General features: G+C 68.4%; 12 protein-coding genes. 9 read left to right on the top strand and 3 right to left on the bottom strand.

The genetic code is table 11. The annotated features are described in order from the left end of the window. The first annotated feature begins 80 nt into the window (after positions 1 to 80). The 8 genes from JE033_RS06005 (at position 81) to JE033_RS05970 (ending at position 6568) form a co-directional block, all read left to right on the top strand. Positions 81 to 398 carry a WXG100 family type VII secretion target gene (locus tag JE033_RS06005; protein ID WP_090146683.1) on the top strand — a complete coding sequence of 106 codons (318 nt, stop codon included), beginning with the start codon at positions 81 to 83 and terminating at the stop codon, positions 396 to 398. 53 nt (positions 399 to 451) lie between these two features. Further along, entirely contained in the window at positions 452 to 733 is a 282-nt protein-coding gene (locus JE033_RS06000) for a WXG100 family type VII secretion target (RefSeq protein WP_090147427.1), read from the top strand. Between the two features lie 139 nt (positions 734 to 872). Further along, positions 873 to 1934 carry a hypothetical protein gene (locus JE033_RS05995; RefSeq protein WP_200330094.1) on the top strand — a complete coding sequence of 354 codons (1062 nt, stop codon included), beginning with the start codon at positions 873 to 875 and terminating at the stop codon, positions 1932 to 1934. Then, a complete protein-coding gene (locus JE033_RS05990) occupies positions 1931 to 2785 on the top strand; it encodes a hypothetical protein (protein WP_200330092.1) in 855 nt (284 codons plus the stop codon). The genes JE033_RS05995 and JE033_RS05990 overlap by 4 nt, the downstream gene beginning before the upstream one ends. A gap of 37 nt (positions 2786 to 2822) precedes the next feature. Continuing rightward, positions 2823 to 3245 carry a hypothetical protein gene (locus tag JE033_RS05985; protein ID WP_090146691.1) on the top strand — a complete coding sequence of 141 codons (423 nt, stop codon included), beginning with the start codon at positions 2823 to 2825 and terminating at the stop codon, positions 3243 to 3245. Positions 3246 to 3276: 31 nt separating this feature from the next. Next, on the top strand, positions 3277 to 3702 hold the full coding sequence (locus JE033_RS05980) for a hypothetical protein (RefSeq protein ID WP_090146693.1): 426 nt from the start codon (positions 3277 to 3279) through the stop codon (positions 3700 to 3702). Beyond that, on the top strand, positions 3699 to 5210 hold the full coding sequence (locus JE033_RS05975; RefSeq protein WP_370567906.1) for a S8 family serine peptidase: 1512 nt from the start codon (positions 3699 to 3701) through the stop codon (positions 5208 to 5210). Before JE033_RS05980 ends, JE033_RS05975 begins: the two co-directional genes overlap by 4 nt. Further along, positions 5207 to 6568, top strand: coding sequence for a hypothetical protein (locus JE033_RS05970; protein ID WP_200330090.1), 1362 nt, complete (start codon positions 5207 to 5209; stop codon positions 6566 to 6568). The genes JE033_RS05975 and JE033_RS05970 overlap by 4 nt, the downstream gene beginning before the upstream one ends. 21 nt (positions 6569 to 6589) lie before the next feature. Here JE033_RS05970 and JE033_RS05965 read toward each other — a convergent pair whose 3' ends face one another. Genes JE033_RS05965 through JE033_RS05955 form a run of 3 tightly spaced genes read right to left on the bottom strand, consistent with a single transcriptional unit; the run spans position 6590 to position 9144 of the window. After that, positions 6590 to 7969: a hypothetical protein gene (locus JE033_RS05965; RefSeq protein WP_200330088.1), complete on the bottom strand. Its 1380-nt coding sequence runs from the start codon at positions 7967 to 7969 to the stop codon at positions 6590 to 6592. Then, positions 7966 to 8286 (bottom strand): hypothetical protein, encoded by a 321-nt coding sequence (locus JE033_RS05960; protein WP_200330086.1) that lies wholly within the window; start codon positions 8284 to 8286, stop codon positions 7966 to 7968. Before JE033_RS05960 ends, JE033_RS05965 begins: the two co-directional genes overlap by 4 nt. A gap of 36 nt (positions 8287 to 8322) precedes the next feature. Then, positions 8323 to 9144: a DUF2510 domain-containing protein gene (locus JE033_RS05955; protein ID WP_200330084.1), complete on the bottom strand. Its 822-nt coding sequence runs from the start codon at positions 9142 to 9144 to the stop codon at positions 8323 to 8325. A gap of 223 nt (positions 9145 to 9367) precedes the next feature. Between JE033_RS05955 and eccCa the strand changes: the two genes are divergently transcribed. Beyond that, on the top strand, positions 9368 to 13363 hold the full coding sequence (gene eccCa, locus JE033_RS05950; protein ID WP_200330082.1) for a type VII secretion protein EccCa: 3996 nt from the start codon (positions 9368 to 9370) through the stop codon (positions 13361 to 13363). Positions 13364 to 13475: the final 112 nt, after the last annotated feature.

Genomic DNA, 13475 nt, shown 5'->3' with positions numbered 1-13475 from the left:
TGGCGGCCTCGCTCAGAGCGAAGCGTCATCACGTCATGTGCTCCGCAACGGGGCCGAATCGTTGAGAAGGAGGAGTCGACATGGCTCAGACCATTTCCGCTGAAGAAGGGGCCCTGCGCAGAGGGCAGCAGGCTGTCGCCGAGGCGAAGTCGGGCATCGATCAGCAGACCAAGAAGGTGCGCGGTGATATCGAGCAGCTTCGCGGGTACTGGAAGGGTTCCGCCGCGGGCGCGTTCACGCAGCTCATGCAGCGCTGGGACGCCGAGACGGTGAAGCTCAACAACGTGCTCGTCGAGCTCGAGAACTCGCTGCGCGGCACCGAGCAGGATCAGTCGGCCACGGAGCAGGAGCACCAGCAGGCGATCTCGGGTCTCGGCGCAATGATGTCGGGCAACTAAGCACACACTGAACACTTTCCAGGGGGGAACGAAACAACATGAGCATGCAGTCAATGTCTGTGCAGACGGCACAGGTGAGCGCACTTGCCGCCGAGATTCGCACCGGATCACAGGGGATCCGCTCGGAGATCGAGCGTCTCGAGTCCGAGGTGGCGAAGCTCCGCGGAGCATGGAGCGGTGAAGCCCAGGGCTCCTACGACATCGCGCAGCGCAAGTGGACGCAATCGCTGAACGAGCTGCAGGCGCTCCTCGAGCGCATCTCGGGCAGCACCGAGCAGATCGCCCAGACCTACGACGCCAGCGACGCGCGCAACGCCGGGCGCTTCGCCGGCTGATCTTTCCGGCCTGACACGGGTGTGAGGAGTCGCGGACGGAGATTCGCGAGCCTCACACCCCAGACGTCGTTGGCCGGCGGGACGCCGAGCACGAGGAATCACCATGTCGAGTGATTGCATAAGTTACGATCCCTCCGCAATGGAAGCTGCGATCGCGAACATCGCCGAGTGCGAGAACGCGTTGCAGCGGACTGTGGAGTACGCCCGCGAATACTGTTCGCTCGAGGGTGCCTTCGGGCTGCTGCTGCAGCCCCTCCAACCCATTCACAATGGCGCGCGCGACGCCGTCATGAACAACCTGCAGGCCCTCGGCGACACCCTCGCCGTGACCTCGCAGAGCGTCCGCGATGCGCTCGAGGACATGGGCAACTGCGAGCAGCACGTGATCGACATCTGCCAGTGCCACGAGGGTGAACTCGACACGGTCTGCCCGACCGAGCCCGGCGGTGAGCAACCGGCGCCTGCTCCTGCTCCGGCACCCGCACCGGCACCCGCTCCCGCTCCTGCTCCCGGCGGCGGATCGCCCGGTGGCGGCGGATCGCCGGGAGGCGGCGGATCGCCCGGTGGCGGCGGATCGCCGGGCGGTAGCGGGGCTCCCGTGGCGACGCCCGAGGTGGAAACGCCGGAGCTGCCAGAACCGCCGACGCCGGGCGATGGTGAGTCCGACGATGAGTCGCCCCACGATGAAGACGGCGACAACGCCCAAGGCGAGCGCCCAGACGGGCATCCGGAGGGCTGCTGCTGCGAGGCGTGCAACGCGTTCCATCCGAGCGGCTGCCACTGCGGCGTGTGCGAGGGGCACCCGGTCGGGTGCCGCTGCGCGTCGTGCGATATGCATCCGGGCGGGTGCCAGTGCGCGGCCTGCGCCATGGACGAGACCCAGGTGGGCTGCCCTCCGGAGTGCTCCGGCTGCCAAGACGGCGTCGCGCATGTACCCGAGTGGGTGCGCGAGCTGTTCTTCGGCGATCGCGAGCCCTCCCCTCAGGAGCTCGCGGACCTGCAGGAGCTGTGGGAGAACCGGGAGCCGGTCACTCCAGTGCGTCCCGGTGCGGATGACGTGCGGCTCGTCGACGCCTCGCTGGAAACGCAGCCCGGCACGTCGTCGAAGACGGGGATCGCCTTCGATCTCGACGCGCTGATCACGGCCGCGTATTCCGATGCGCCCACTGTGGTGACCGATCGCACGGAGGTAACGGTATGAATGCGTACGCTCCACCGCTCGGCATCGACACGGTGCTGACGCCGCCGACGCCCGCGACGGTGCTCGAACAGACCATGTGGCGCGTCGAGCACCAGAGCGCATCTGGTCTCGGCATGATCGACACGGTCGTCAGCCTGCTCGTCGGGTTCAGCCCGCTCGAGGAATGGGTGCACAAGCCCTTCGTGGGCGATTGGCGCTCGATGGAACTCGCAGCCGAGGCCTGGCCGCGGTGCGGACAGGCGGTACAGCTCATCAACGAGCGCGTGTCGTCGTTCGGCGAATTCGTCACCGATGACTGGCAGGGCGAAGCCGCCTACGAATTCGGACGCTGTCACGAGCGCCTCGGCGAGCTGCTCGACGGGTTGCCGCAGCAGTGCGAGCAAGCCGGTGTCATGGATCAGCAGCTGGCGAACTTCGCCCGCGGCATCCTGGAATTCGTCAACGAGGTGATCTCGGGAATCGTGTCGTTCGGGCTCGACCTCCTGTCGATCATCGCCGTGCCCGTTCTCGGTCAGATCAACGCCGCGAAGGTGCTCGCGATCGCCATCCCGATCGTCGCCGGCTGGGTCATCGAGGTTATCGACCTCTTCAACGAATTCCTGGGATTCATCGAGGCGGTCATCGCGATTCACACGGGCATCGCGAATCTGCTCGGCGGCGTGCGAAGCGCGTTGTCCGGTCTGACGGCGGCCGCATCGATCGGTCTCGCGGTCTACGAGACCGTGAGCTCGGTCGTGGGCGGCGTGCGAGACATCAGAACGATCAGCGGCGGCTCGGGGGGTGCTGGCGGCGGCGCACCCGGCGCTGGCGGCTCGGGGGCTGGCGGCTCAGGCTCCGGCTCGCAGCCGTGAACGTGATCGTCACTACGCAGGACCAGGAGACGCAGGGATGACGAGAGATCCAGCAGAGGCCATCGCGCAGCTGCAAGCCGCGACGGCGCAGCTCGACGCGCGCACTCGCGCGATGGCCGCGGCGCGCGAGCAGCGCGAGGCGGCACGTCGGGACGAGGCCGTGAAAACGGCTGAGGCGCGCCGTCGTGGTGAGCACGGTCGTGATTGGCAAATCTTGCAGCAGCGCATCGACCTCGGTCAGACGAGTGAGTTCGCCGTACTGCAGGGCCTCGACCTCTCGACCGAGGCGCGGGCGGTGCGCACGGCGATGGGCAAGACGTTGGGCGAGCTCGAGGATGCTGCGGAAGAGGAGCACGAGGGGCCGGTGCCGCTCACGCCAGAGATGGTCGAGGCTCAGCAGCGTCTCGTCGAGACGCTCCAGCGGTTGAGAGAGTCGACGAGGGCGAGCGGACTGCAGTGATGTGCACGGGGGAGAACAGGGAGACAGGGTCATGAGCGGAAAACGGATCGGCCTGGCCGACGGCTTTGAAGACCTGCTCGGTACGCTCCGCGCGACCCAGGGCGACTACCCGAACGGCGCGGAGATGGCGTCGGTGAGCGGCGCGAGCGCGGGGCTCGGTCGTCACTATTTCTCCGCGCTTGAAAAGGGTGGAACGCAGATCTACCTCGAGATCAAGAAATTGGACGACGAGCTGCAGCGAATCCAGGAAGCCATGAAGCTGGCGATCGAGGAGCAGCGAGCTGTCGATGCAGAAGCCGCCGACACGTTGAACGCGCTGCTGGCAGAGGTCGAGGGCCTGAATCACGATGTTGCGGGGTCGGATCCGGCTGCTCAAGCGCCGAAGACCTTGCAGCCGCCCTCAGGCCGCGCCAAAGACCCCTCGGGATCCAACTCCGGTACGGAGTGGATGCTGTGATCAGGCGTGGAATCGGACTTTCCAGCGGCGCCTTCGTGCTCGCCTCGGCCGTGATGCTGATGACCCATGCGTCACCTGCGGCGGCCCAGACTGCGGAGCCCGGCGAGCGCCCCGCGCTGCTCTGGAATACCGAGCAATGGCTCGATTACGCTGCGCTGCAGGAGGACGGGGTCACTGGCGAGGGCGTCACCATCGCCGTGATCGATGAGGCCATCAACACCGAGGTACCGGAGCTGGCGGGGGCCGACGTGGAGGTGCGCGGCACCACATGCGTCGATGCCGGAACCGGTGAGCCCGCGCAGATCGAGTCGACGGACCCGGAGATCTCGGAGCACGGGACGAACGTCGTGTCGATGCTCGTGGGGTCTGGGACGGCGGAGGACGGCGGGCCGGGAGCCACCGGAATCGCCCCGGACGCTTCCGTCTGGTTCTACGGCGTCGGCGACATCGAGGGAATCGACACGTGCGAACTTCAGGATCCGACCCGCGCCGACGGTGATGTCGACCTCGCGCGCGACATCCGTCCGGGAGTCGGGACGGAGATCTACGAGAATCCGAGCGCTGAGGGCGACGCGACCGCCCTCGCCGCGCGTGCGGCGATCCGCGACGGCGCCGACATCGTGTCGGTGTCGGTGCTCAGCGGACTCGGCGACTGGGATCAGGTGCTGATCGAAGCCCAGGCCCAGGGCGTCGCCGTGGTGACGGGCACGCCCAACCCGGATACTGAACTCGGATTCATCGGTGGCCCGTGGCTGACGAACGGCGCCGTACCCGTGAGCGCGATCGACTCGCAGGGTGAACTGCTCACCAGCCCGGCGACCGGTGACCGGGGCTCGGGGTCGTTGAATCTCGCCTTCGCCGTGCCGGGCGCGGGGCTCCTCGGGGTCGGCGACGCGACGGCGTGGGGGCCGACGCGGATCGACGGCTCCTCGTACTCGGCGCCGATCCTTGCCGGCTCGCTCGCGCTCATGGTGCAGAAGTACCCCGGCACATCGGTGTTCCAGGCGCTGCAGGCGATGGTGCGCACGACCGGTGCCGGCGGCGAGCACGATGCGGTCTGGAACGACATCTATCTCGGGTACGGATACGCGAATCCGAAGAGCAGTCTCGAACTGGACCCGAGCGCGTTCCCCGACGAGAACCCGCTGTTCGTCAGCGACATCTCCGACTCGAGATGCGCGGCCCCGGACGGTGAGGCCGGCGTTGTGGAGGACGGCGGCGTGTGGAAGTGCGAGTGGTCGACCGGACCGTACCCTCCGCAGTTCGAGGCGTATCAAGCGGTGGTGAACGATGGCGCACAGGTGCTGACGGATGCCGGTGAGATGGTCGATTCCGTCTATGCGCAATCCGGAGAGACGACGGATGATGCCACGGGCACCCCCCTGTGGGTCTGGATCGCCGTTGGGGCGGGAGTGATCGTACTCGTGCTCATCGCCGTCGCAGTCTTCGTCACGAGAACACGGCCGCGTGCGGCAAACAGTCATCAGACCGTAGGAGGCGGACAGTGAGTGCTGAGGAAGAACTTCAGAATCTGGCGTCCGGGGCTACCTGGCGCCTGGACAAGCTCTCTTGGATGCAGGACTCGGTGCAGAACATCAAGGCGCGTACGCAGCGCGTGCGCGAGTCGATCGAGAACGGCGAATGGTCGGGCACGTCGGCAGGAGTGGCAGCCGCCCACCTGCAGGCGATGGAGATGACCCTCGCCAACGCCCGTTCGTGGCTGGATCGCATCGACAAGACCATCCCGCAACACAGCGAGATGATTCGGCAGCAGGCGCAGAGTGAACTCGATGCGCTTCCCATGGGGGGATTGCCGTCCACTGTCCGCGATGCGATCGATCGCGGACAGCCGGAAGCGATGACCCCGTACGGACTCATCGGGCTCGGAACCGGACCAGTGGGACTCGCCGTGGCGAGCGCATTCTTCCAGGAGCGCCGGGAGGAGGAAGCGCAGAAGGCGCTGAATCGGATGAGGGCCTTCCTCACTGATCGCTCCGACGAGCTCGACCGCACGATCCGCACCGGTTTCGACCGCGTCGAGCCCAACGATCCGAACGTGAATGATCAGCTCACCGGCGACAGTGACGGCACCTCGTCTCCGGTCACGGGAGGCCCTAACCCGAGTGTGCCGCCGCCGGTCGGCCGAAATCCGGGCGGAGGCGGTCCGACGGGTACCGGCCCCGGATCGGGCGGCGGCGGTTCGGGCGACGTTGGGGGACCGGTTGATCCGACCGGACCGAATGGCCCGGACGGTCCGAACGACCCCACGCTCCCGCAGCCGCTCGACCCCGACTGGCCGCCGGTGATCACGGACCCGCCGCCCTTCGACCCCGACGGGCCGGGTTCTGATGGCCCCGGCGGCCAAGAGGATCCGAATTGGACCGATACCGGGCAGCGCCCGAGCGTCGACAGCAACCTCGACGGGTCGGCGGTGCGCAGCGGTCTCGGGGCAGCCGGGCTCGGCGCGGCCGGTCTCGCGGCGGGAGCGAAGCTGGCGGGCGCGGGCGGCGGCAACTCCGGCTTCGGCATGGGCCTCGGCGCGGTCGGCCCCGGAGGGCTCGGCGCGGCTCCCGCCGGGGCAGGCCTGACCGGCGGCGGCGGCCTGCGCGGTGCGGCGGCGGCGGCCGGTGCCGGAGGATCGGGTGGCGGATCCGGCGCATCGTCGAACACCGCCGGCTCGGGCCGCGGCGCGCGCCCTGGAGGCATGATGATGGGCGGCGGCGCCGGCGGCGGCGCTGAGAAGAAGTCGGCCCGGTCTGGGTTGGGCGGGTACATCGCTCCCAAGCTCGAGGACGAGGGCGACTGCGGACCGGCAGCACGTGCCTCGCGCGCCGGCGGCCGCACCCCGGAGAGCGACGGCAGCTGAGGGGAACGCGGGTAGCTCGGCCTACTGGCCCGCGACCCAGAGCTGCCAGTTCTCGGCCGAGAGCGCAGCGGAGGATGCCGCGGCGACCTCGGAGATGGGTCGGCCCTCGGTGACCGAGTCGACCGCGAGCGCCCACGGGTCGCCGCCGTTCTCCGCGACGAAGAGATAGTACGATCCGGCGGCGTCGTAGGCTTCGAGCGCCCCGGCCTCCTGGTAGATGCGCTCGTCGGAGAACACGTCGACGCCCAGCGACGCCACCGCGGCTTTCAGCTCCGGATAGGCGATGAACTGCGCGGCGCCGGAGGCGTACTCGGCATACCGGGCGAAGCCCTCGAGCGCCGCCGTCGAGGTGGCCCAGCTCTGGGACGGCGCCGCCGTGTAGTGGATCGCATGGGCGAATTCGTGGATGAAGACCGCGCGCCGGTCGAAGTCGGCACCGGGCCCCAGTACGACGGTCGTGCCGCCGGTCGCCTGGCCGGTCGCGATGCTCGGGTCGATGATCTCCGAGCCCTGGGGGCGATAGCTCGACCGGGCGAACCCGGCGGCGTCGATCTCGCCCTCCGGTTTCTCCAAGTTTCCGTACCGCCACCGCTCGAGACGTTCATTGCTCGCCGTGATGCCCGAGGTGAAACCGGTTTGCGGCACGTCACCGCCCATGCGCGTGGCGAGTTCGAGGGTCGTCACTGCCGCCTCTTCGGCTTCGTCGATGGTGCGCGTCACCAACTCTCGCTCGTCCTCCAGTGCGAACAGCACGACGTGGTCGCGTCGCTCGACGTAGATCTTGCCGTCGTCCCAGGGCTGGATCACGTCGCGCGGCACGAAAGAGGTGATGCGCAGCGAATCGCCGCTGCCCGTCGTCGTGATGCGGTAATAGCTGCCCTGGGTGAGAATCAGCCCAGCGTCGGCCGCCCCGCTCCCGCGCATTTCGTTCGCAGGGAAGCCGAGGTCGACGCCGATGTTGACCAGCTGGGACCCATCGGCGTCGGTGTTCGGGGCGATGAAACCCGTGGTCCAGCCGAGTGCGGACAGGTTGTCCCACCACAGCGCCAGCTGCGCCTGCGCGTCACCCTCCGCATACGAGAGGAACAGCTCTCGATCGTGCTGCTGCAGGGCCTCGTTCATGTCGAACCACGCCTGATCGTAGCTGCTCGTCTCAGCGTCGTAGTCCTCCTCGACCCAGGCTGGGGTCGTGTCGCCAGCCGGCACCGCCGCTGCCTGCCCCGCCGGGTACGGGGTGGGCCAGTTCAGGGCGGCGACCGAACCTGCGACGCCGAGGCAGAGCACGGTCGCCGCGATGACGATCAGCTGGGCCAGTCTTGCCCGGCGGTTTCTTCGACGCGGCTGCGTCGCAACGTCGCCGCTTTCGCGGGAGGCACCCGCGCTGCTCGTGTCTGCGCTCATTCGCCCGCCACCTCTGCGACCTGGATGAACCGGAGCGTCTGGCCCTGCACGCCTGCGCCACCGCTCGGGGTAGCCGCGATCGTGAAGACGTACTGCGTATCGCCCATCGTGATCGGGTATTGGGAGAGCGGTGGCAGCGTGTCGTAGCCGACCTCCGCTCCCATGACGTCGTCGGGGATCGTGCTGAACTCGTTCATCACCGGAAACTTCGCAGCAACCGCCTGCGGGTCGAGGTCGTCGGGGCGCAGTCGTGCGTCCCCCTGTCGCACCAGGCACGAGCTGCTGAGCATGCCGTCCTGACGCGAGAGCTGAGACATCTCCAGAATCATCGATTTCGGGTCGGCGCAGACGCTCTAGTCGCTCCCGGTGCCGGCATCGGAGAACGTGGTCTCGAATTCGTCGCCTGCGATGTCGAAGTCGATGGTCGATCCGGCCGCGATCCCCGCCACGCGCCAGGGGCCGACGGCCGAGGGCGCGCGCGATGCATCGGAGGCGCTCGGCTCGTCGTCTCCATCGTAGTAGAAGGGGCGGGTGAGCCAGAGGGCCTGCGTGAGTTCTGAAGTGAACGACTCGCCATCGACCGTGTAGTCATAGGTGAGAGCGACGGGAACGGACACAGTGTCCGCAGTCTGCGGTTCGCCGGTGAGGTAACTCGACCCGGCGTTCGCATAGACGAAATCGCCGGGGTCGTATCGGTAGTCCAGGGTGAGGCCGAGCTGCTCTGCTGAGGCGATATCTCCGTAGAGCGGGGTGGCGCTGTCGTCGGTCTCGGGATGCAGCGCTGGATCGGCTGCGTCGCGCCACGCCGGATCACCCGTCGTCGCAGCGGCGAGGAACTTCTCGACGGCCGCCGCCGCGCCGCCCTCGAGTGCGTGCGCCTTGGCGCCCGCGAGCCAGGCGAGCGCCGGAACCGTCGCGATGACCAGCAGAGCGCACACGATGAGCGTGACGATCGTGCCCGTCGTCCAAACCCGCTCGTGGGGCGGTCTGCGAGCCCGCGCGTATGCGGGCCGGACATGCGGGTGCGCCGGGTCGGCCTGGGGCGCCGGCGTCGAAGCCGGGGCGAGGTGACCGGTCCAGCCCGATCCGTCCCAGTAGCGCAGCATGCCGCTGCCGGCCGGATCCGGGTACCACGCGGCCGGCGGCGTCGCGGCCGTTCCCTCAGCGAGCTCCACCGAAGTATCCCTTCATGCACGTTTCTCATCAGCGTCGACGCTCGCGTCGACCGCGGATCGGGGCGCTGCGCCGATGACCCGCTCCTGTCCGAGAGCTTAATCGTTCCCGAGGTGGCGCGACGGGGGAAAAGGGCTGCATCCGCGTCGGGAGCCGTTGGTAGTCTGAACCGGTGGCAGCACCAGGGAACGGCCGGGCCGAACACCGGCTCGAAGGAGCACATCGATGAGCAGTCGACTCGCGCCGCCGCGCGTGCCCTCCGGCAGCGTCAATCTGCAGGCGCCCCCCGAGATCGAGCCCTCCGAGGGAGGCAGCAGTCTGCTGACCTCGGCGCTTCCGATGCTCGGCAGCGTGGGCGCGATCATCATGGTCTCCGTGAGCAACGCCGGTCCGACGGGCTGGATCACCGGTGGAATGTTCCTCATCTCGGCGCTCGGGTTCGTCTTCGTGAACGGCTGGCGGCAGCGGGCGACGCGGCAGGCATCGATTCTGAGCTCGCGCCGCGAGTATCTCGCGTACCTCACCGATCTGCGCGACACCGTGCGCACCGCGGCGAAAGCGCAGCGCCGCGAGCGCAACTGGCGCTATCCCGCCCCTGAGACGCTGAGCTATCTGGTCGAAGACGGTACCAGGGTGTGGGAGCGCGGCGCTGCAGACGACGACTTCCTCACGGTGCGCGTCGGAACCTGCGAACAGCCGCTCGCGCTCACGCTGGTCGCCCCAGAGCTGCCTCCGATCGCAGATCTCGATCCGGTGGCGACGACGGCGGCGCACCGCTTTCTCGCAACGCATGAGACCCAACCGGACCTGCCCACCTATGTGCGCGTCTCGCATTACCGGAGCGTGCAGCTCGTCGGCGACGACGTCGAACGCATCCGGGGCCTGGCTCGGGGCATGATCTGCCACCTCGCAGCGCTGCACAGTCCCGACGACCTGCAGATCGTCATCGCTGCCGGCCCCGAATCGCTCCCGCAGTGGGAGTGGGCGAAGTGGTTGCCGCATGCGCAGTCCACCCGACTCAGGGACTCGCTCGGCCCGGCTCGGATGATCGGCTCGGATCTCGACACCCTGCTCCGCATGCTCCCGGCGGATCTGCGCGAACGCCCGCGATTCTCGGCAGGCGGGGGCTCGCCCTCCAGCGGCCCGCACCTCCTCGTCGTCGTCGACGGCGCCACCGTGCCGCCCAGTGACTCGGTATTCGCCGGTGGCCTGCAAGGAATCACCGTGCTCGACCTGCCGAGCGCTTGGGACGACAACGATGATGCGTACACCGCACGGGTCTACATCGGCTCCGGCACTGCAGAGGTGGCAGAGGGGCGCACGCAGGCGCAGACCATCGCGCCCGACGACATGAGCCTGGTCGAGGCGGAAGCGGTTGCGCGCCGTCTCGCACCGCTGCACCGAGAAGGCGGCGGCGGCGGGTCGGTATCCCGAGCGAGCAAGCGACAGCAGGAGCTGCTCGAGCTGCTGAGCCTGCCCGACGTCCGTGATCTCGACCTCGAGCAGCAGTGGCGATATCTGCCCGAGCGAGACCGGCTGCGCGTGCCGATCGGGCAGGACACGAATGGCGCCCCGCTGATCCTCGACCTCAAGGAGTCCGCTTCGCAGGGCATGGGCCCGCACGGTCTGATCATCGGCGCCACGGGCTCGGGCAAGTCCGAAGTGCTGCGCACGCTCGTGCTCTCGCTCGCATTGACGCACTCGCCCGAGCAGCTCAACTTCGTGCTGGTGGACTTCAAGGGCGGTGCGACATTCGCAGGCATGGCCGACATGCCGCACGTGTCGGCGATCATCACCAACCTGGGCGAGGAGATCAGCCTCGTCGACCGCATGCAGGACGCCCTGCAGGGCGAGATGACGCGGCGTCAGGAGCTTCTGCGCTCGGCGGGGAACTTCGTGAACGTCGGCGAGTACGAGAAGGCGAGAAAGAACGGTCGCAGCGACCTGCCGCCGTTGCCCGCGCTGCTCATCGTCGCCGACGAGTTCTCCGAGCTGCTGAGCGCGAAGCCCGAGTTCATCGAATCGTTCGTCGCGATCGGCCGCTTGGGTCGTTCGCTGCACGTGCATCTGCTGCTCGCTTCGCAGCGACTCGAGGAGTCGCGCCTCAAGGGACTCGACACGCACCTCTCGTATCGCATCGGCCTGCGCACCTTCTCTGCGGCTGAGTCGCGCACCGTCATCGGCGTACCCGACGCGTATCACCTGCCGCAGGAGCCGGGCGGCGGTCTGCTCAAAGTCGGCAGCGATGACAACCTCACCCAGTTCCGCGCGGCCTATGTTTCCGGACCACCGCCCGCACGACGCGCGATCGCAGCAGACGATGCGTCGGCTGCGCCGGGCGCGGTGCGCATCACCCCGTTCACGGCGGCTGCGAAGCAGCTCACCGACCCCGCTGACGAGGCAGCGCGTCAGGCCGCCGAAGCCGAGCGTCGAGCCGAGGAGCTCGCAGCGGCAGAACCGGAGGAGACGCGCAGCACCTTCGAGCTGGCGGTCGCCCGGATGTCCGGCATCGGGCCGGCCGCGCACCAGGTGTGGCTGCCTCCGCTGGAGGAGCCGGCGACGCTCGACCAGCTGCTCGGAAAGCTCGCGGTCAGCTACGAGCTCGGCCTGCACGCTCCCCGCTGGCGCGAGCATCGCAGACTCACCGTTCCGGTCGGCATCGTCGACGTGCCGCTCTATCAGCGACGGGACGTGCTCACCCTCGACTTGTCGGGTGCCGCAGGGCACGTCGCGATCGTGGGTGCTCCGCTCTCCGGCAAGAGCACCGCGGCTCGGACGCTCGTCTCGGCGCTCGCGCTCACGCACACCCCGCACGAGGTGCAGGTGTTCGTCATCGACTTCGGCGGCAGCTTCGCCGGGCTGCGCAATCTCCCCCATCTCGCGGGCCTCGCCACGCGAGGCGAGCCGGAGGTGATCCGTCGCACGGTCGCCGAGGTCACGTCGCTCCTCAACGCACGAGAGGCATACTTCCGCGCGCACGGCATCGACTCGATCGATACGTACCGTGCACGGCGCGAGCAGGGAATCGTCGACGACGGCTACGGCGACATCTTCCTCGTCGTCGACGGGTGGGCGACGCTCCGAAGCGATTACGAGAACCTCGAGGCTCCCGTGCAGCAGTTGGCGGCCCGCGGCCTCAGCTTCGGCGTGCATATCGTGCTGACGGCGAGTCGCTGGCTCGACATCCGACCCAATGTCAAGGACCTCATGGGTGGGCGCATCGAGCTGCGACTCGGCGACGCCGCCGACTCCGAGGTTAACCGCCGTGCGGCGGCGAACGTATCGGCGTTGCCTGGTCGCGGCCTCGATCCCTCCGGCCTCCAGATGCTCACCGCCCTTCCCCGCATCGACACCGACACGGCAGCAGAGACCCTCGTCGACGGCGTCGACGACCTCGTCGCAAAGGTCAGCAGCGCCTGGCAGCGCGAGCAGGGCCCGAAACTGCGTCTGCTGCCGGAACGCCTGCCGCTCGACGAACTGCGGCAGCATCCGGCCGCGAACCCCCAGCAGTTGCTGCTCGGACTGGACGAGGCAGAACTCGCGCCGATCGGCATCGACCCCGCTCGCGAACAGCACCTGTTCTTGTACGGCGACTCGGGTTCGGGCAAGTCGTCGATGCTGCGCGGCATCGTGCACGAGATCACGCGTCGCTACGAGCCGGGCCAGGCCCGCATCTTCATGATCGACTACCGGCGCGCGCACCTCGGCGAGATTCCCGAGGACTACCTCGGGGCCTACCTGACGACCGCCGAGCAGGCCGCCGGTGCGGTGAACCAGCTCGTCGAGTTCTTCCGGGCGCGGCTCCCCGGACCCGACGTGACGGCAGACCAGCTGCGCAATCGCAGCTGGTGGACCGGGGCCGAAGGATATATTCTCATCGACGACTACGATCTGGTGGCCACGCAGCAGGGCAACCCAGCGGCACCGCTCGCGCAGCTCCTGGCCCAGGCCGGAGACCTCGGACTGCACGTCGTCGTGACGCGCCGTTCCGGCGGCGCGTCACGTGCGGCGTACGATCCGATCCTGCAGGGCATGACCGATCTCGGCGTCACCGGCATCCTGCTGAGCGGAAATCCCGAAGAGGGCCAGCTGATCGGAAAGGTCAAGGCGGTTCCGAGCGCCCCGGGTCGCGCACAGGTCATCTCGCGGTCGCGCGGGTATCAGGTGGTGCAACTCGCGTACGCCCCGTCGTCGCAAGACGCCCCGCATGACGAGTCGTGATCGCCGGGATTCTCGAATGGGCCCCAGAACGGTACCCTGTCAGAGTTACCGCCGCGTCGCGCCCCGATCGCGAGGCTGCCGTGCCGATCGGCAGCCTGCCACATCGCCCAAC

It is taken from the genome of Leucobacter sp. L43 (assembly GCF_016597785.1).
Taxonomy (GTDB): domain Bacteria; phylum Actinomycetota; class Actinomycetes; order Actinomycetales; family Microbacteriaceae; genus Leucobacter; species Leucobacter alluvii.
This window is presented reverse-complemented; position numbering and strand designations above follow the sequence as displayed.